Raw genomic sequence first — 19,660 nt, forward strand, 5'->3', positions numbered from 1 at the left:
AGGAGGATATTTGTTCATGAAATTAAGAAAGAGACCCTTAGGTAAAATAGCTGCCGCTGCGATCATGACCCTTGGCATGCTGCCAAGCTTTGCCGGAGGTGCTGCTGCTGCGGGAGACGGAGACACGGGTACGTCGAAAGGCTTTGAATTCAGAATATTACATACCAATGATACGCATGCCCATATTGATAATATTGCCCGTCGGGTAACTGCGATTAATGAAGCAAGAACGGCTAACACGCTCCTGCTTGATGCCGGGGATGTTTTCTCCGGGACGTTATATTTCAACCAATATAATGGACTTGCTGACCTATATTTCATGAACCAATTAGGTTATGATGCCATGACATTCGGCAACCATGAATTCGACAAAGGCCCTGCCACGCTGGCCGAATTCGTGAAGCAGGCGAAATTTCCGTTTGTCAGCGCAAATGTTGACTTCTCCAAAGAGCCGGCTTTAAACGGCAGCCTTCATCAAACCGTTGGAGAACCGGGCGAAGACGGGCAAATTTACCCGGCCATTATTAAAGAAATCAACGGGGAGAAAGTCGCCATTTTCGGTTTAACAACCCCTGAATCTGCCGTACTGGCATCCCCGGGACCTAACATCAAATTCCTGGATGAAGTGGAAAGTGCCCAGAAGCAGGTAGATGCTCTGGAGCAGGCAGGCATCAACAAAATTATCGCATTAACTCACCTGGGGTATACAGTAGACCAGCAGCTTGCTGAAGCTGTTAAAGGCATTGACGTGATCGTGGGCGGGCACTCCCATACCCAATTAAATGATGCGGAAGTGCATCATGCGGACTCCGAACCGACGCTGATTGTGCAAACCGGCGAATATGACAACAACTTGGGCCAGCTTGATGTGACATTTGACGAAAACGGCGTTCTTACATCCTGGAAAGATAAATTGATTGCGCTTGACGCCCAAGATGCTGCAGGCAATTATTTGATTAAGAGCGATGCCGCTTCTGAAGCAAAACTTGCGGAATTTGCCAAACCGCTGGAAGAATTGAAGAAGACTATCATCGGCAAGGTTGAAGTTGACCTTAACGGCGAACGCGACAACGTGCGCAGCGAGGAGACCAATCTGGGCGACTTGATGGCTGACGGCATGCGTGCCAAAGTCATGAGCATTGTTAATGAACCGGACGTTAAAGGTTATGTCACGATTCAAAACGGCGGCGGGATCCGCGCATCCATCGGTGCCGGCGATATTACTCTGGGCGATTTGCTGACGATGATGCCGTTTGGCAACAACTTAAGCGCAGTGAAAATGACCGGTAAAGAAATTACGGCAGCTTTGGAGAACGGGGTCAGCGGCGTTGAAAGCGGCGAGGGACGTTTCCCGCAAATTTCCGGCATGCGTTTCTATTACGATTCGACTAAGCAGCCTGAAGTGCTGGATGACGTTACCGGCGAGCTGAAGCAAGCAGGCAACCGCGTAGTGAAGGTACAAATTGAGAACAACGACGGAACTTATACGGATATTGATCCTAATGCTTATTACATTGTGGCTACCAACTCTTACATGGCGGATGGCGGGGACTTCTACCGCTCCATGAAAGAAGCAAAGAATGACGGACGTTATTATGAACTCAACCTAGTGGATTATGAAGTGTTCCACGAATATTTGGACAAGATTGGAACCGTAAATCCTTCGACAGAAGGCCGTATCACTGATCTGAAGGGCGCAGCGCTTCCAGCTGAAATCGGCGGTATGTCTGGTTCCGAAGGCAGCGGCGCTAATGCGGCCGTCTTCACCGATCTGGCCAATGACAGCGCCAAAGAAGCTATTCAGGCCGCAGCGGCTGCCGGATTGGTGAATGGTTACGGCGATGGAACTTTCCGTCCGGATCAACAGGTTACGCGGGCTGAATTTGCGGTTATGGTCAGCCGGGCTTTCCAAGTCAAAGCTTCGGATGCTAACCTGGCGTATGCCGATGCTGCAAACATTCCGGCTTGGGCTTTACCGGCGGTTTCCGCTTTGAACGCAGCAGGCCTGCTGGACGCATTCAAGGGCAGCACGTTTGCGGCTAGCCAGAAAGTAACAGCTGCAGAGGCAGCAGCCATTATTGCAGCAGTCTCTGGTGATGAAGCCGCGGCAGTTCCGGCTGACGGCTCGGTAACACGCAGAGACGTAGTGCTTATGCTGGCTGATTTAGTGAAATAGATTCCGACAAAAGGTTAAAAAGTAAGTTTCCAAAGTTTAAAAATTTGTTCAGGCAAATATAAGAATACCCCTTGGTCATCCAAAGGAAGAAGAATCCTTTTGGAAAACCAAGGGGTATTTTTGCTTGCCATAGGTCTACTCTTCGTTTAATGCCCCTGCCGCCAGCATCTGAATAACCGTATTCTCCATAGGAGGATTGTGAAGACCGGCCCGGACATCCCGGTAATAACGCTCCAAAGGAAGATTCCGTGACAAGCTGGTACCGCCAACTATCCGCATAGCCAGATCTACGACCTTGATCGCGTGGTTGGTCGCGACATATTTAGCCAGTCCTAGATCCGCCTTCAGATGAGGCCGGTTGTCCGGCTCCTTATCCCAGCGGTCCGCAGTTGCATACAGCAGGGAGCGGGCGGTCCGCAGTTCAACCTCCATTAGCCCGATTTGGTTCTGCACGGATGGGAGAGAACGGATCGGTTCGTTTAAGTTATTCGGCTTATACGTTCTGGCGAAATTCAGCGCGTAGTCCCTGGCCGCTAAGGCAATGCCCATATAACAAGCCGGGATATGGAGCAGCCAGCCGCCTCCATCGTCGGAACCTTTGCCGATCAACCGGTTAGCTGCAGGTGCGAAAACGCCGTTTAATACAACATCGTGGCTGCCGGTGCCGCGCATCCCGAGTGTGTTCCAGGTCTCGACAACCTCAACTTTATCTGTACGTTCTACAAGGAACTCGGCCATCGTCTCTTCGTCAGGGACATAAGCAGTCACGACAAAATGGTCGAGAATCGGCGACAAGGTGCTGAAGGTTTTTCGGCCCGTAATCAGCCAGCCGCCATCCGTAGGAACCGCCTTTGTTTCGGGTTTGCCTCCCCGGCTTGGGCTGCCTGTAGCCGCTTCGCTTGCAAAGGTATTAGTCATGGTGCCGTGTTCTACGGCAGACCGGCAGAATGCCGCAAACAATTCCTCAGGCCACTTCCGGCTGGTCCGTAAATGCAGCACCTGTCCCAGATGCCAGCCAACCGCCAAGGCGGTAGAGCCGTCCCCGTAGGCCAGCCGTTCCTGAAGCATAACCATTTCATAAAGGGAAATTTCATCACCGCCGTATTCCTTGGGAACGGTCAGCTTCATATAACCGGCTTCCTTCAGATCTGCAAAGTTGTCAAATGGAAAAGAGCCCTCCTGGTCATGTTTGGCCGCCCGCCGTGCAAAGACAGCAGCCAGCTCCGAAACTCGGTTCACACGGGCTTTTTCCTGTTCGCTGCGTATATATTGATTGATAAAAAGATGATCCATATCCAAAGTAATCCCGCTCCTTCCCTATGTAATTATAACAATAACGCAAACAGAGTTAAAAGGAGAAGGTGTACGGCCGTTTTTTTTCATTTTTGGCTATTTTTAATCGTATACTTGTATCCAAGCTTCTCCTTGCTCGTGTTTCTTAGGTTTCTTTCAAAGTGCAATCCTTAACTGTATACGGTATGATCTACTAGAAGTCATCCGAGGAAACCCTTTCAGAAAGCGCTGACAAGAATGACCGGAGAATCTGCGGGTCCCGTATGGCAGGGCATACAAGTCATGACTCAGGAAGATAAAGAACAAAAAGGATGAGGAGTGCAAGGGATATGATCAGACCTACCGATGACCAGAAACGTTATGAACTATCGAGCCCGACTTTGCTGCCCAAAGCTTCGGGATTCTTGTGGAATGAGAAAATGATGATTCACATGAACTGCCGTGGTTATGCGGTGGCCCAGTTCATGCAGCCAGAACCTGCTAAATATTCGCATGCGCCGAATTTGGAAGCCAAGACGTTTATGCAGCCGGAGCAGCCCTATTACGCGCATCATCCGGGTCGTTTTGTATATGTCAAAGACGAGGAGAACGGCGCTGTTTTTTCTGCACCTTATGAGCCGGTGCGTGTGCAGCCGGAGCAGTACCTTTTTTCGGTGGGGAAACACGATATCCGCTGGGAGGTCCAGCATCAGGGCCTGCGGGTCGTAACGACCTTAAGCCTGCCCAAGGAAGATGCTCTGGAGCTTTGGCGGGTCAAAGTGAAGAACATGTCTCAGGAGCAGCGCAAGATCAGCCTTTATCCTTATTTTACGATAGGTTATATGTCCTGGATGAACCAATCTGGCGAATACCGGGAGGAGCTTCAGGCTATTGTGGCTTCTTCCGTAACGCCTTATCAAAAGTACCAGGATTACGATAAAATCAAACATTTCAGCGATAAAACCTTCCTGCTGGCTGAGCATAAACCGGATGCCTGGGAAGTGAATCAGGAGGCCTTCGAAGGGGAAGGCGGCATTATGATGCCGTCCGCTATTCAGGCTGAAACGCTGGCCGGAGGGGAAGCCCGCTATGAAACACCTGCGGCGGTGCTGCAGTACAGACTTGAGCTGGCGCCCGGTGAGGAGCGCGAGTTCCGGTTTGTCTTTGGACCGGCGCACGACGAGGCTGAGGTCGCGGAGATTCGCCGTAAATATTATTCAGGGAAGAACAACCAAGGAGAAGACGGATTTGTGCAGGCGGAACGCGAATATGCGGATTACATCAGCGAGGGAAAAGGCACGATTGAGATTCAAACGCCTGACGCTGATCTCGACAATTTCGTTAACCATTGGCTGCCTCGGCAGCTGTATTACCATGGCATTACCAACCGGCTGACAACAGACCCGCAAACCCGGAATTATCTGCAGGACAACATGGGCATGAGCTACATCAAGCCGGAAACGGCCCGGGCAGCGTTCCTGACGGCGCTGAGCCAGCAGGAAGCGAGCGGGGCGATGCCTGACGGGATTATTTTGCATAAGGATGCCGAGCTCAAATATATCAATCAGGTGCCGCATACCGACCACTGCGTCTGGCTGCCGATCTGCCTCAGCACTTATCTGGACGAAACCGGTGATTATACCATTCTGGATGAACAAGTTCCTTTTGGGGACAGCAGTGAAGCTGTGACCGTTCTGGAGCATATTCACCGGGCCATGCAGTGGCTGATCAAGGACCGGGATGAGCGGGGGCTTAACTTCATCAACCAAGGTGACTGGTGCGATCCGATGAATATGGTCGGTTACAAAGGCAAAGGGGTTTCCGGCTGGCTGACGATTGCGACGGCTTATGCTTTCCTGGTTTGGTCGGATATTTGTGAACACAGCGGACATCCGGATGCGGCCAAGCAGTATCGCCTTGCGGCAGACGAGACAAACGCCATCGTCAACGAGTACCTTTGGGACGGCGATTGGTACGCGCGCGGCATCACAGATGATGGCGTTGTGTTTGGCATCAGCACCGACAAAGAAGGCCGGATCTTTATCAACCCGCAGGGCTGGGCGCTGCTAAGCGGCGCTGCCGACGATATCAAGCAGCAGAAGCTGATGCGTGCCGTCGAGGAGCAGTTGGAGACGCCTTATGGGGTGGAAAAGCTGGCGCCATCCTATACGTCTATGCGCGAAGACGTCGGACGGGTTACGCAGAAGCACCCGGGCAGCGCGGAGAACGGCGCGGTATACAATCATGCGGCCGCTTTCTATATCTATGGGCTGTACGCGGTCGGAGAACAGGACAATGCCTACCGGCTACTGCGGAAAATGCTGCCGGGACCGGACCGCGAAGACATCCTGCGGCGCGGACAACTGCCCGTCTTCATTCCGAACTATTACCGGGGTGCTTACCGGCAGTTCCCGAAAACAGCCGGCCGCTCCAGCCATCTGTTCAACACGGGAACCGTGCCTTGGGTTTACCGCTGCCTCGTAGACGGACTGTTTGGCGTGCAGGGCACGAAAGAAGGGCTGCGCATTCAGCCGCAGCTGCCATCCGACTGGCAGGAGGCAACGGTGAAACGGACCTTCAGAGGCGCGGGGCTGCACATCGAGATGAAACGTGAAGCAGGTGTGACTGCCACCGAAGTGTACGTAAACGGCAATTTAGCCGTAGACGGCGTAGCGAAAGATTTGCAGCCGGGCGCCGAATATCAGGTGCTGGTGAAGCTGCCGCAGTAAGATTTTAGGAACACCATATAAAGAGCATTATGAAAACCAACGGCCTGTTTCCGGTGAAGATCGGAGACAGGCCGTTTTTGATGTTTTTTTGAGAATGGGGGGATAGGCAATCGGCCCGCATTAAAGGGATACCGCCTCTCCGGATCCCCTTGGCCAGTCTAATGTTGTAGTTTAGGGTGATACCATATATTCTATAGATAATTTTTTATGGAACAATTCATCTAATAACATGATTTCTGCTTTTTGGCTGACCGCATGGTGTCCAACAAATATGCAGAATGGATTCCAAATCGATTGCTGCACTAGTGGATGAAAAGGTAAAGAAGATGCTGCAGCAAATAATAGAGGATATTTTATCGAGAAGGCAAAATAGCGACCTTCACCAAACAAAGCTCCTTTCGGCCATGGTGAGCTCAACGATTTACAGCGCTGCGCATGAGTGGTTAAGAGTTGAGGGAAACCATCGAACCGATTTACTTATAAACCTCGTTCGTCCCTATATAATAAAAGGGTTGGAGCAGTATGACAGGGCTAATGAATAGATAAGCGATTCGTCTGCAATACAGGAAAAGAAAAGAATTTCAAATGAATTTTTATGTCTCTGTTCAGGGATTAAGCAGGTAGATCAAGTTCAGCAGTCTTGAGAAACCTGGCCGCACATGATAATATTACTTGAATTTAATCAGGTCCGAGCAGTAGGAGGAATTAGCATGGCAAGCATAAGGGAAGTGGCGCGTCTGGCCAAAGTAGCGCCGAGCACCGTTTCGAGGGCACTGAACGACAGCGGCTACGTGGCCGAAGAAACCAGGGAGAAAATTAAAGCGGCGGTAGCTGAGCTCGATTATGTCCCAAATCAGTGGATACGAAATTTGTACAGACAAAGCACCGGCATTATTGGCGTGATTGCTCCAGGACTAATTCACCCTTTCTTCTCCTCTCTATGGAACCACTTGGAGCTTGAGCTCCGGAAATTCGGCTATAACATGATGCTCTGCAGCACTGGAGGCGAAATTCAGCGGGAACGGGAGTATTTAGATACATTGGAACGTAATTTGTTTGACGGTGTTATTGTAGGGACGGCATCCCTGCCGGATGAAAGCTACACCAAGCTGAAGAAACCGATCGTTTTTCTTGACCGGATTATCCCCGGAATTCCTGTTGTAAGCTCCAATCACCAGCAGGGCGGGGAACTGGCTGCCCGTAAGCTTATTGAAAGCGGCTGCCGCAAAGTGCTGTATACCCGCGGGGACCGGACTTATCGTCTGCCTTCACACGAAGGGAACGATGCTTTCGATCATTACCTGAGGGAGCATGGGGTGCAAACGATAACCAAAGAGATATCATGGGAAGATACAACGGACTTTGCCCGATGTTTTAAAATCACAAAATCCTTATTGGCGAAAAATATGGATATTGACGGTATATTGGCCTCTGATTTGCAGGCTTCGGCTTTTCTAAAGGCTGCCAAGTCCCTTGGGATATCTGTTCCGGACAAGCTCAAAATTATCGCTTATGACGGAACTTTTGTCACCGATTTTAATTCGACAAGTCTTACGGCTATCGTGCAGGACGTGCATCAATTGGCAAAACAGACAGTTTCGGTGCTCTTGAAACTTATTAACGATAAACCTTTGAACGAGGAGAGAATCCAGATCGGGGTAACCCTGCAGCAGGGCGAAACAACCCCATAAATAGCCACTTAAGTAGCCGCCTTTTTTTCGAGGCCATCAAAAAAAGATTGATCTTTGCTTAAAAAAGGTATAATCTGATTGCATAGTGGAACTGTTCCATATTTATGATACAGCAGGTGCAGTCAGTTTTTTTTAATCGTCTGTGGAACAGTTCCACTTATTGATTCGTATTCGGGGAGCGCTTCCAAGGCAGCCGATTATTTGGCACCGAAAACGAAGTTTATTTTTCTCTATTGTGGAACAGTTCCACAATAGTGCGGGAGGTAGGGAATACGCTAACATGACAGAACCATGGTGGAAGAAGTCGGTGATTTATCAAATTTATCCCCAGAGCTTTAAAGATCATAACGGGGATGGCATAGGGGATCTGCCCGGAATTTTAGAGAAGCTGGATTACCTGGAAGCGATGGGGATAGACGTAATTTGGATCGGCCCAATCTTTCAGTCGCCCCTGATTGATAACGGTTACGATATATCCGATTATTACCGCGTTAATCCGATCTACGGCACAGATGAGGACCTGGATCAGCTGATTGAGGAAGCGGGCAGGCGGGGAATCAAAATCATCCTTGATTTGGTCATCAACCACTGCTCCGACCAGCATGCCTGGTTTCAGATGGCGCTGCAGGAGCCTGACAGTGAGGAAGCCGGATATTTTTACTTTATGAAAACGGATTCGGGCGAAGCCCCGAACAACTGGCGTTCCAACTTTGGCGGACCAGCCTGGACCCAAACCGCAGACGGCCGCTGGTATTTGCATACGTTCTCCAAAGAGCAGCCCGACTTGAACTGGGAGAACCCGAAGCTGCGCCGCAAGCTCTACGATATGATTAATTGGTGGCTGGATAAAGGCATTGGCGGGTTCCGGGTAGATGCGATTACGTTTATCAAAAAGGATACCACCTTCGCTTCCCGTGAAACGGAAGAAGGCCGGCTGTATCCAATCGAGAACTATCAGAATTATCCGGGGATCGGAACCTTTCTGACCGAACTGAAGCAGGCAACATTCCAGAAATTTAACTGCCTGACTGTTGGAGAAGCCCCGGGTGTTCCTCCGGAGAAATTCGGGGATTATGCAGGGGAAGATGGATATTTTTCCATGATCTTTGATTTCAGCTGGGAGCATATGCGCGGCGTGGAAATCAAAGGGGCTCCTGAAGCCGTGTCCGCCTGGCGGGACAAAATATTCAAAAGCCAAATGCAGATCCAGCAGGCAGGCTGGAGCGCGAACTTTCTGGAGAGCCACGATCACCCCCGGTCTCCTAATAAATTTTTAGATAAACAGAATCGCAGCCGAGAAAGCATCACAACCTTAGCCACCCTTTATTTCTTCCTGCGGGGCACGCCGCTGATTTATCAGGGCCAGGAGTTAGGGATGACCAATACAGTCCGAAACAGCATCAGGGAGTTTAAAGACGTGTCCGCCCATAACTTCTGGAAGGAAGGGCTGGCGCTGGGGAAGTCCGATGCGGAGATGCTGAAGGAATTGAATGACATTGGGCGGGATAACGGCCGCAGCCCCTTTCAGTGGAACCGTATGGAGCACGCCGGATTTACGTCAGGCACACCCTGGATGCCCGTTCATTCGGATTATCAAACGGTAAATGCGGAAGAGGCTCAGGCCGACGACAACTCGATTTTGGCTTATTACAAGAAAATGATCAAGCTCCGCAAAAATTCAGATTGGTCAGACGTTTTGTGTTTCGGCAGCTTTAACCCCATTCTGGAGCAATATCCATCGCTGATTGCATACCGGCGCAGCTACAAGGGAAGAACGCTTACTATAGTGTGCAATATGAGCAGTGAATCAGTGAAACTCCCTGTACAAGTCGAAACATGTTTATTAACCAATCAGTCAGATCTACACCTGGAAGGCGAAAATCTGATTTTGAATCCATATCAATCCATGGTGCTGGAAGAAAGCAGCTTGTAGACGGAAAGGAAGGGTAGGGCATGAACAACATGTGGAAAAAGGCGGGCCTGGCGCTGACCAGCCTGCTGCTCGGGGCGGCGGTGCTTTCCGGCTGCGGCAGCGGCGAAGCTAAGGCGCCCAAGGATTATGATTTCTATATCTTTAACGCCAAAACCGAAAACGCCGATGCGCTGGCCGAGGTGGTTAAGAAATATGAACAGGAGAACGGGCTGAAGATCAAGGTGTTCTCCCTAGGAACTACCGACAGTGCAGAAACGCTTCGCTCCGAGATGAACTCCAGCCATAAGCCGGCGATCTTCTCCACCAATATCGGCGGCGTGGCCGAATGGTCTGAAAGCAAAGCGATTATGGATCTAAACCAGGCAACGAACCCTGAGCTGAAGGCGCTGGCGGACAAAATTCCGGACAGCATGCGGTTGAGCATGGACGGTTCGCAAAATTATGGAATCCCTTACAACATTGAAGGGTACGGGCTCATTATAGACACCCGTATGGTGGACGGGCTGTTTGGCTCGGAACATACGGCGGCCTTCCTGGATGACTTCAAAGCGGCGACTTATGACGAGTTCGAATCCTTTGTGACCGCTGTTGACGATTACATTCAATCGGATAAACCCGGCAGTGTGACCCTAAACGGCCATACTTATAAGTTTGCTGGGGAGAAGACAGCGTTAACTAAGGAGCTGACCGGAGTTTTTGCCGAAGCCGGCGCTGAAAAATGGACCTATGGAGACCACATGGGCAATATGGCGCTGAACGCGATTTTTGACAGTCCGGTTGCCGCCAAGAACGCAACGGAGGAGCAGGTCGACGAGCTTCAGTCTCCGGTAGAGAAAGTCGTTCAAACCCTGGATTTATATTCCCAGCATGCAGCAGGGATGAACGGGCCGGCCAAACGGGGACCTGATTATATCAACTCGACCACGGCCAGCTATGACGTTTCCGTGCAGCTGTTCGCCAGCGGCAAAGCGCTGCTGCTCAAGCAGGGCAACTGGGTATATCCCAACATCGCCAAGCTGAATACGGACATCCTGCCTTATTTGACCTTTTTGCCGATTAAGCTGCCTTTGGAGCAGAGTGATATTAAAGTTCCGGGTTTGACGGTTGAGAAGTTTAACCGCTCCGTGCCTGAATTTGTGCCTTCTTATTATGCCATCAATACCAAGGTGACGAAGAGGGAGCAGGATTTGGCCCAGCAGTTTCTGGTCTGGCTGAATACGTCCGAGGAAGGACGCAAGGCCATCGTCAACGACTTTGAATTTATCCCTTATAACGCCGATGCCGGCGTCAAATTTGACAATACGCTCAATAATTCGCTGATTGCCTATAAGGTAGCCGGGGATACGCTGTCGAATCCGTTTAACGGTTCCCCGGCCGGCGGCAGCTATTGGGGGCAGGAGGTCTTCGGCACGATCCTGCAGGAAAACTATTTAAATTCGCCTAAGGCCTGGACCCAAGAAGATTACAGGGATATTGCCAAACAATCGGTTCAGGGCTGGAAAGACGCCATGTATTAAGCTGTTTCTTTTAATGAACAGGAGGCATTGAGATGAGTAACTTTTATAGAAGATGGTTTTGGCCCCTGGCCCTGCCCGGTTTGATTTTATTTGTGGCCGTTGTGCTGGTGCCGTTCCTGATCGGTTTATTGTATTCGTTTACTTCTTGGAGGGGCACGTATTTCGTGGGCGGGAGCGTCTGGAACTCCTTTGTGGGTTGGGACAATTACGCGCGGATTTTTCACAGCGGCAAGTTTCTTCATTCTCTCGTTTATACGCTTGAGTTTACCGTTATCGCCGTCATTATTATTAACGTTATAGCCTTGGCGCTGGCCCAAATGCTGGACTTTGTAGGCAAAAGAGTGGGGCTGTTCCGCACCGTCTTTTTCCTGCCGAATCTGCTGGGGGGCCTTGCGCTCGGATTTATCTGGCAGTTTATTTTCCAGAATGTATTCTCAAAAATCCTGTTCGGACCGAGCGGACTTCATATTCCGTTTCTCATGAACATGACCCAGGACGCTACAAAAAATCTGTTCGCGCTTGTCATTATGGTAACTTGGCAGATGGCCGGCTACATGATGATCATTTACGTGGCAGGACTGAACAATATTCCTAAGGATTTGTATGAAGCCAGTGCCATTGACGGCGCGAGCGGGGTCAAAAGATTCCGCTTCATCACCCTGCCGATGCTGATGCCTTCCATCACCATCGTGCTGTTTCTGTCCCTGGCCAACTGCCTGAAGCTGCTGGATCAGAACGTTGCTTTGACAAACGGGGCCTTCAACACTTCCATGCTGTCGCTGCAGATTCTGCGAACCGTGCGATTCACGCAGCCGCCGGATTACGGGCAGGCACAGGCGCAAGCGGTTGTATTTTTTGTTCTGGTTGCGGTGATTGGTCTTATTCAAGTCTATATTACGAAGAAACGGGAGGTTGAAGCATGAATCACATCATGGCGTCCGGGCAAGCCGGAAGCAGGAATGTCCGGCCTAAAATCCCCGTTGGTAAAGTTATCGTCATTGTCCTGCTGATCCTTTTTGCTCTTTGCACCTTATTTCCGCTGTTGTTCCTCCTGATCAATTCGTTTAAAGATCAGGGCACAATTGTTGCATCACCGATGTCTCTGCCTTCAAGCTGGTCCTTTACGTATATTTCCAGCGCGCTGGAGCAGATTCATTTCGGCCGTGCGGTGTGGATTACAGCCGTAGTTACCGTTATTGCCGTCGCACTGATCGTCTTTTGTTCCTCCATGCTGTCGTGGGTGCTTGTACGCAGCCGGACTCGGAGCAGCAGTCTTATTCTGCTCCTGCTCACTGCAGCTATGCTTGTCCCGTTCCAGTCTCTCATGTATCCGCTCATTCACGAGTTTGAAGGAATGGGGCTTAAGGATTTGACCGGGCTTGTGCTGATGTACGGAGGGTTCGGCCTGGGGATGTCGGTGTTCCTCTACCATGGTTTCATCAAAGGGGTACCGATGGCCCTGGAAGAGGCGGCTTTGATCGACGGTGCTAACATCTTCCGTTTATTTTTCGGCATCGTATTTCCGCTGGTCAAACCGATTACGGTTACGGTCATTATTCTGAACTCGCTTTGGATCTGGAACGACTATCTGCTTCCGTTTCTAGTGCTGGGGAATGCCGAGGTCAAAACGCTGACGCTGGAGCTGTATTACGCCAAAATGCTGTCCGGCCAGTTCAGCAACCCTTGGGAGCTGATTTTCCCGGCGGTTCTGGTATCGATTATTCCGGTTGTCGTGTTATATTTGTTCCTGCAAAAATATTTTATTAAAGGCGTTACCGAAGGCGCCGTGAAGTAACTTTTACGAATGAAGTCCATTTTGTCTATTTAAAAAGGGGGCGTTCGCTCATGCTGCAGCAGGATCGGCTTCATCTGAAAGCGCCAGGGGCCTGGATCAATGATCCCAACGGCTTCATTTATTTTCGTGGTGAATATCATTTGTTTTATCAATTTTTCCCATATGGGCTGGAGTGGGGAACGATGCACTGGGGACATGCGGTCAGCCGTGATCTGGTCCACTGGGAGCATCAGAAGATAGCCCTGTTCCCGACCAAAAGTTATGATCAAAACGGCTGTTTCTCCGGCAGCGCTATTGAAGAGAATGGCAAGCTTTATCTCTTTTATACAGCCGTGAAATACAAGGCATTCGACGAAGAAAATGTACATGTCATCGTAAATGAACAATTTGAATCCAGTCAGGCCCTTCTGATTGCCGAGGACGGTTATCATTTTGATAACTTTGGAGCCAAACGGCAGATTATACCGCCTATAGCAGACCGAGCGCTCGGGGACCGGACGCATACCCGCGACCCCAAGGTTTGGAAACAGGGGGAACAATTCTATATGGTGCTTGGTTCAAAAACAGCTGATAACGAAGGCAAACTGCTCTTTTACCGCAGCGATGACCTGCTGGACTGGGAATATGTGAATGCCTGCATGAAACCGGGATTCGGCCATATGTGGGAATGTCCCGATTTGTTTCAGGTTCGCTTAGACGGCGGGCAGCAGGCAAATGTGCTGATCATGTCGCCCGAGGGCATCAAAGAAGATTCGCTGTATCCGAGCCATGCCGTGTGCAGCGTAGTTTCATTTGAGCATGAGAATTGCGAGCTTGTCCTGCCTGATTCATTCCAAATGGTGGATTGCGGAGAAGATCTTTATGCCCCGCAGACCCATGTGGATGCAGAGGGCAGACGGGTGATGATCGCCTGGATGCGGATGCCTATGGCCGTTCGCTATGAGGATGGCAGAGAGCCGTGGATCGGTATGATGGCCTTGCCAAGAGTGATTGAGGTACAGGAGGGGCATATTTATTTTCGAGTGCATCCTCAGGTGAAGCGCAGCTTCACGGAAGAAATAAGCTCAGCGGAGCAGCTTGACTTCCAGGAGCCATTTTGGATTCAGGCGGATCTAAATGCCGGAGAGTTCTTGGATATCGGCGGTTATCAAATCCGGATTGAAGACGACAGGCTAAAGGCGGACCGCTCGGGGGTTTTTGCAGGGCTTAAAGGCCATGGCCTGAAATTCCAGACACCGAAGCTGCAGGGGAACTATCGCCTGGATATTTTTGTGGAACCCAATCTGATTGAAGTTTTCGTCAACGACGGTCAATACGTGCTGAGCAACGTGGTTTATGGTTTGAAGCCGTATGTGAAAGGGCGAGCCGATTGCAAAATTAGAGTTATGAAGAAGCAATTTTAATATTTTCTTAAACAATTTGCCCTCTTTTCTTAAGAACTTTCAGGTATGCTGGGGTTCATTAGGAAAAGGGGGATTTTTTGCGTGAAAAAAAGAGCATTTCTGATTCTTATTCTGCTGTTGGCAGGGATTAAAGGAGTGCTGCTGCTGAAACAGCATGCGGAGAGTCTCATCCATTCGGGGGTATCTGGGGCGCCATCCGCTGCTCAGGAGACAAGGGCAGAACAGGCTGAACCCCGTACGAGCGCGGGGGCCGGTCTGTCAGCAGATCAGCCGTCAGCAGATCAACTAGAAGGAGATCAACCCGCAGGAAACCAGTCTGCTGCCGGGGAATCCGGCCAAGTAGCAGACGAGCAGACGCTGGCCTTAAGCGCAGATCAGCTTTATAAAGGGGATTTAATTCTGGTGAACCAGGAGCACAAGCTGCATAAAGACGGCGTGATGCCGGATATCGTCAAGCTTTCCGAACATCCGGAGCTGAGGGATGGATATGGCCTGCTGGATGATAGCATTAAGCTGTCCGCCAGCATTACGGAGCATTTTTCGATGATGGTAGAAGCTGCCCGCAAGGACGGGGTGAATCATTTTCTGATCAGCAGCGGGTACCGGGATTTTGATAAACAAGATGAGCTTTACAATCAGATGGGCAGCGATTCCGCTTTGCCGGCCGGGTACAGCGAGCATAATTCTGGCAAGGCTCTGGACATCGGCTCCACAGAGCAGCAGATGAGCCAGGCGCCTGAAGGGAAATGGCTGAAGAAAAACGCGTGGAAATACGGGTTTATTTTACGTTATCCCGAGGATAAAACGGCTATTACGGGCATCAAATATGAGCCGTGGCATTTCAGATATGTCGGCCTGCCGCACAGCGCGGTTATGCAGGAGAAGAATTTAACCCTGGAGGAGTATCTCGATTACATAAGGGAGCAGCAGCAAATCAAGGTGAATGTAGAGGGAACCGATTATGAAATCTTGTATATTCCGGCTACCCAGAAGAAGGTTCAGATTCCGAACAATCGCGGCTACACCGTTTCAGGCGACAATAACAACGGTTATATCGTAACTCTGATTCTGTAATGAGGGACAAAACAGGTAAATTCCAAAGGAAGCATGAAGATACTAGAAGCGAATCTGAAACCTTTTTCCAGCCGCCGCCGTCTGAACAGGTGAAAGCATTAGCCACAGCCCGTGGCTGAACAGATGAAATCATTAATCAAAGCCCGCGGCGGGCTTGGAAGGAGCTCTGAACATGAACAATAAAAACAAAGTTATTTTGATCACCGCCATGCTGGGCGTGCTGGGAGCGGGGACGGCTGCAGGTGCCTCCGGTTTTACGGCGAAGGTCACCGGTTTGCTGCGCGGCGATATGAAAGTTACGGTGGACGGACAGGCCACCTCGATGAAGCCAGTTGTGATCAACGGGCAGGTATACCTGCCGGCCCGCGCCGAAGCGGAAGCACTCGGGTATACGCTGAATTACAACGGTTCCAAGCGGTCGATCTCGATCGATAAGAAGAATGAAGAAATCCCGGCTGCCGATCAAGAAACGCATCTGCGCAATACCGGTGTTATTGTCAGTGTCAGCAAAACGGATGACAACCGTTATAAAGTAGAGCTGCTGGGCAAAGGCGACGACCGCTGGATCATGCTTAACGTGGACGGCGACACGGTTATCCAAAACAGCGCTGGCAGCAAGACGGCCGCGAAAGACCTTAAAGCCGGCATGAAGGTGACAGCCGAATACGGGCCGATCGTAGCCAAGTCTTATCCGGGACAGTCCCATGCCGCCTCTCTTACGTTAGGTTCCCAAACGCTCATCCGGGAGGACGTTATTCAAGACGTGCAGCATACAAGCGACGGCTGGGTTGTTAAATTCGGGGAAGCCAAAGGCGGCACGCTGATCGCGACCCTGACGGTAACCTCCGGCAAAGAAACAAGCGTATTGACGGCCGAAGGACAGCCTGTAAGCTGGGAAGACGTTAAAGCCGGAGAAAAAGTGCGCGTATACTATGGTCCGAATTATACGGACAGCAAAATGCCGGAAGGCCCACTGTTTTATATGGTGATGCTGGACGGAAACTCTTCGAACGGCAGCGGGACATTAACAGAGGATCAGGTTAAAGCCTTTCAGGACTTGGCCTGGAAACAGATCGCCAGCAACTCCACGGTCATAACCGCGAAGAAGGACGCCAAAGTAGAACAGATCGCGGCCAAAGATGTCAGTCTTATGACAACAACGGAGACCCAGAAGAAAGACTTGGAGAACCTCCAGGCAACGGAAGGCCAGGTAGTAACCGTATCCTTTAATACGAAACAGGATACGCTCTTGGGGCCGCTGGTGCTTGCTTTTAATCCGGAGACGCAGGCGTTTCTTGGCTATTTTCCGAGAAAGTAATTGATCAGGGTTATTTAGGGAACTTTTAAAGCAGGCTGACATTTTGGCCACCGATGCACTTACAAATGCCCAACTGCAAAAGCCTCCTTCAGCAGCCTGCGCTGCGAAGGAGGCTCTTTTTTTAACCTCAGGCCGGCAAAAGCGCTGTGCATAAGAAACCCAATAAATGAATCATAAATCCAACGAATGGATTATGGGGCTGTCTTGCAGGGGCTTGTTATAATTAAGTTTGCACTTTCCATTTAACGGAGCTAGCGATGGAGGCTAAGGATAACAGTCAAAGGTGAGTGGGGGAATGAACAAGAACATGATGATCGCAAAGCTGTCGGGCCGGCGCTGGTGGCCCAAAGGAGCGTGGAACGCTTTTTTTTGGTCGTACATGGCGCTGCTGGTACTGCTGATTATTATCGGCAGTCTGCTGTATTGGCGGGCGAAAGCGGTTGTGGAGCAGTCGGTGGACCATACGAACGTGGCATTGCTCGGACAGCTTCGCGTGCTGGCTGACGGTCAGCTTGAGAAGGTCAGGCAGCTGGAGCAGCAGGTGATGACCCTGCCGGAGCTGCAGCTGCTGCTGGGGGAGAACGGACCGATAAGCGCTCAACAGAACCTGAATATGATAACGCTTACAAATGAATTTAAACGTTATTTGTCCATGAGTCCGCTTGTTTACGATTATTATGTTTATTTTCCGCAGACACAAACGATGCTGGGACCGGGAGTCAGGACATCGGCCGATATTCTGTTTGGCGACGTGTACCGGTTTGAGAACAGAAGCGCCTCTGACTGGATGGCTTTTTTCTCGCAGCAGAACATGAGCTGGCAGTTCCTGCCTGAAACGTCGGTCACCAACAATTTCGGTGAACAGCGCTGGATCGTCCCCTACACCCGTTATATGCCGGCCGCAGGCGGCTACGGGCAAAAAGCTGCCCTGCTGATCCTGATTAACGGCAGCGAGCTGCGCAGCCTTTTTCAAGATTTGGTTACGGACGGTCCGGGCAATATTTATATTTTGGATTCGAGCAACCGGATCATCAGCTCCACAGACGAACGGCAGAATCCGCTGCCGGTACGGTATGCGGAAATGGCCGAAGACCACGGCAAGCTGGAAATGAAATGGAAGGGTGAAGAAACCGTATTTTCCTACGCCACCTCCCGCGTGTACGGCTGGAAATATGTCGTGGAAGTTCCGCGTGACATCTTTCTGCAGGAGGTCCGCCAGGTCAAAAACCTTGCAATCGTGCTGCTGCTAGTAGCCGCATTGGCCGGAGCGGGAGTTTCGTTGTATCTGGCCTACCGCAATTATTTGCCACTTCGCAATTTAGTGCGGACCGTCACGGAAAAGAAACAGCCGGTGGGCAGAGAACGGGAGCTGAATGAATACGAGCTGATTCAATCTATCGTTGAAACGTCGAGGCTGACGGAGTCGGAGCTGCAAACCCGGCTGCTGCGGCAGGCCCCGATCATCCGTGTGCATTTTCTGTCCCGCCTGATCCGCGGCTACGCAGAGCCGCACGAGCTCCGGCAGGAGTCGCTGCAGTTTATGGGACTGCGTTTCCTTTCTTCCAATTATGCGGTGATCCTGATGGAGGTGGAGGATATGAGCGGTTTTGCCAAAGATGAGCAGGAATGGACATTCGTCAGCTTTATCATCTCCAACATCGCCGAAGATTTGGCCAACGAACGGCATGTCGGGTATGCAACGGAGCTGGACCAGGGACGGATTGCGCTGCTGCTGAATTTTAGCGGGGAGCAGGCGGCAGAGCTGGAACAGGAGCGAGACCGCATTGCGGATCAGCTGCAGCAGGTGCTGCAGCAGCGCTTCCGGCTGCAGGTGTCCGCCGGCAAAAGTTTTATAGCGGACAGCATGCAGCGGATCGGCGAAGCGTTCCGGGATGCGCTGAAACGGCGCGGAGCAGAGAGGGAGCCTGATGCAGGGCCGTGCAGAGAAGCGGCAGCGGTTCCCGTTTATCATTATCCGCTGGAGATCGAACAGCAGCTGACCAACTTCGTGAAATCGGGGGATACGGAGAAAACGAAGCAATTATTGGAAGCGCTTTATAAAGACCATAAAGAGAGCAGCCCGGGTTCCGAAGCCTCAGCTTCATATTTTCTGCTGCAGGCGGCTTCGACCTTGTTCCGGATCGTGCAGTATACGCCGAGGGTAGACCCGCAGCTGGGTGCCAAACTTTTTTCGCAGGTTAGGGAACAACCCGGGGATGCCGAACAGGCTTTCATAGAGCTCAAGGCAAATTTTATCGGCGTGTGCAGGCTGTGGAGGGAGGGACGGACCGATCAAACCTACAGAACGCTGGAGGCGGTCAAGCGGATCGTCCGCGAACGTTACGGTCAAAACGGCCTCAGCGTCGGCCTGATTGCGGATGAGCTGGGACTAACACAGTCTTACTTGTCTTCTTTCTTCAAAAAAGCTGCCGGCCAAACTTTAATGGAGTTCATCGCCTCCGTCCGGCTGGAAGAAGCCAAACGATTGCTGGCCTGTTCCGGCTGCACTATCGGGCAAATTGCTAAAGAAGTTGGCTATACCAATGACATCGGATTTATCCGCTTTTTTAAGAAATATGAGGGCATTACGCCGGGGCAATTCCGGGAGAACCTGCATACGGAACATCGATCGTAGAAACGGTTAGCCGCCGGGCACAAACAGGCTGCCGATCAAATAAACGGATTGTAGGCAAAAGGGCTCCCGTACGGCTACATTTGAGCCGTAAGCCTAAATCCCAGAGGAGGTCTACAA

At 50.9% G+C, this 19,660-nt stretch carries 11 protein-coding genes and 1 pseudogene; 11 read left to right on the plus strand and 1 reads right to left on the minus strand.

Going from position 1 to position 19,660, the window contains the following annotated elements:
- The first annotated feature begins 16 nt into the window (after window positions 1–16).
- The gene (locus tag CBE73_RS21025; RefSeq protein ID WP_094095908.1) at window positions 17–2,176 is read left to right on the plus strand and encodes a 5'-nucleotidase C-terminal domain-containing protein; all 2,160 of its coding nucleotides are present in this window, start codon (window positions 17–19) and stop codon (window positions 2,174–2,176) included.
- A gap of 135 nt (window positions 2,177–2,311) precedes the next feature.
- Here the strand turns inward: CBE73_RS21025 and CBE73_RS21030 are convergent, their stop codons facing one another.
- The gene (locus CBE73_RS21030; RefSeq protein ID WP_094096455.1) at window positions 2,312–3,469 is read right to left on the minus strand and encodes an acyl-CoA dehydrogenase family protein; all 1,158 of its coding nucleotides are present in this window, start codon (window positions 3,467–3,469) and stop codon (window positions 2,312–2,314) included.
- A 329-nt stretch (window positions 3,470–3,798) separates the two neighbouring features.
- On the opposite strand from CBE73_RS21030, the gene CBE73_RS21035 reads away from it, so the two are divergent.
- From CBE73_RS21035 to CBE73_RS21085, 10 genes and pseudogenes are all read left to right on the plus strand, one after another.
- Window positions 3,799–6,177, plus strand: a complete 2,379-nt coding sequence (locus CBE73_RS21035) for a GH36-type glycosyl hydrolase domain-containing protein (RefSeq protein ID WP_094095909.1) — start codon at window positions 3,799–3,801, stop codon at window positions 6,175–6,177.
- Window positions 6,178–6,887: 710 nt separating this feature from the next.
- Window positions 6,888–7,868 (plus strand): LacI family DNA-binding transcriptional regulator, encoded by a 981-nt coding sequence (locus tag CBE73_RS21045; protein ID WP_094095911.1) that lies wholly within the window; start codon window positions 6,888–6,890, stop codon window positions 7,866–7,868.
- Between the two features lie 280 nt (window positions 7,869–8,148).
- Window positions 8,149–9,801 (plus strand): glycoside hydrolase family 13 protein, encoded by a 1,653-nt coding sequence (locus CBE73_RS21050; protein ID WP_094095912.1) that lies wholly within the window; start codon window positions 8,149–8,151, stop codon window positions 9,799–9,801.
- A gap of 20 nt (window positions 9,802–9,821) precedes the next feature.
- Window positions 9,822–11,318: an ABC transporter substrate-binding protein gene (locus CBE73_RS21055; RefSeq protein ID WP_217349723.1), complete on the plus strand. Its 1,497-nt coding sequence runs from the start codon at window positions 9,822–9,824 to the stop codon at window positions 11,316–11,318.
- Between the two features lie 32 nt (window positions 11,319–11,350).
- Window positions 11,351–12,241, plus strand: a complete 891-nt coding sequence (locus CBE73_RS21060) for a carbohydrate ABC transporter permease (protein WP_094095913.1) — start codon at window positions 11,351–11,353, stop codon at window positions 12,239–12,241.
- Window positions 12,238–13,113, plus strand: a complete 876-nt coding sequence (locus tag CBE73_RS21065) for a carbohydrate ABC transporter permease (RefSeq protein ID WP_229752836.1) — start codon at window positions 12,238–12,240, stop codon at window positions 13,111–13,113. Before CBE73_RS21060 ends, CBE73_RS21065 begins: the two co-directional genes overlap by 4 nt.
- 50 nt (window positions 13,114–13,163) lie before the next feature.
- Complete coding sequence (locus tag CBE73_RS21070; RefSeq protein WP_094095914.1) at window positions 13,164–14,516, plus strand: glycoside hydrolase family 32 protein; 1,353 nt, start codon at window positions 13,164–13,166, stop codon at window positions 14,514–14,516.
- A gap of 438 nt (window positions 14,517–14,954) precedes the next feature.
- A pseudogene (locus CBE73_RS22730) lies at window positions 14,955–15,440 on the plus strand (M15 family metallopeptidase); the annotation flags it as partial.
- A 322-nt stretch (window positions 15,441–15,762) separates the two neighbouring features.
- Entirely contained in the window at window positions 15,763–16,908 is a 1,146-nt protein-coding gene (locus CBE73_RS21080) for a stalk domain-containing protein (RefSeq protein WP_094095916.1), read from the plus strand.
- A gap of 295 nt (window positions 16,909–17,203) precedes the next feature.
- Complete coding sequence (locus CBE73_RS21085; RefSeq protein WP_094095917.1) at window positions 17,204–19,543, plus strand: AraC family transcriptional regulator; 2,340 nt, start codon at window positions 17,204–17,206, stop codon at window positions 19,541–19,543.
- The last annotated feature ends 117 nt before the right edge of the window (window positions 19,544–19,660 follow it).

The sequence above is a fragment of the Paenibacillus physcomitrellae genome, assembly GCF_002240225.1.
Classification (GTDB): Bacteria; Bacillota; Bacilli; order Paenibacillales; family Paenibacillaceae; genus Fontibacillus; species Fontibacillus physcomitrellae.

Bases quoted from the DNA above. Each gene is read 5' to 3' on its own strand.
- CBE73_RS21080 (WP_094095916.1), top strand. From the start codon at position 15,763: ATGAACAATAAAAACAAAGTTATTTTGATCACCGCCATGCTGGGCGTG.
- CBE73_RS21050 (WP_094095912.1), top strand. From the start codon at position 8,149: ATGACAGAACCATGGTGGAAGAAGTCGGTGATTTATCAAATTTATCCC.
- CBE73_RS21030 (WP_094096455.1), bottom strand. From the start codon at position 3,469: ATGGATCATCTTTTTATCAATCAATATATACGCAGCGAACAGGAAAAA.
- CBE73_RS21065 (WP_229752836.1), top strand. From the start codon at position 12,238: ATGAATCACATCATGGCGTCCGGGCAAGCCGGAAGCAGGAATGTCCGG.
- CBE73_RS21045 (WP_094095911.1), top strand. From the start codon at position 6,888: ATGGCAAGCATAAGGGAAGTGGCGCGTCTGGCCAAAGTAGCGCCGAGC.
- CBE73_RS21035 (WP_094095909.1), top strand. From the start codon at position 3,799: ATGATCAGACCTACCGATGACCAGAAACGTTATGAACTATCGAGCCCG.
- CBE73_RS21055 (WP_217349723.1), top strand. From the start codon at position 9,822: ATGAACAACATGTGGAAAAAGGCGGGCCTGGCGCTGACCAGCCTGCTG.
- CBE73_RS21085 (WP_094095917.1), top strand. From the start codon at position 17,204: ATGAACAAGAACATGATGATCGCAAAGCTGTCGGGCCGGCGCTGGTGG.
- CBE73_RS21070 (WP_094095914.1), top strand. From the start codon at position 13,164: ATGCTGCAGCAGGATCGGCTTCATCTGAAAGCGCCAGGGGCCTGGATC.
- CBE73_RS21025 (WP_094095908.1), top strand. From the start codon at position 17: ATGAAATTAAGAAAGAGACCCTTAGGTAAAATAGCTGCCGCTGCGATC.
- CBE73_RS21060 (WP_094095913.1), top strand. From the start codon at position 11,351: ATGAGTAACTTTTATAGAAGATGGTTTTGGCCCCTGGCCCTGCCCGGT.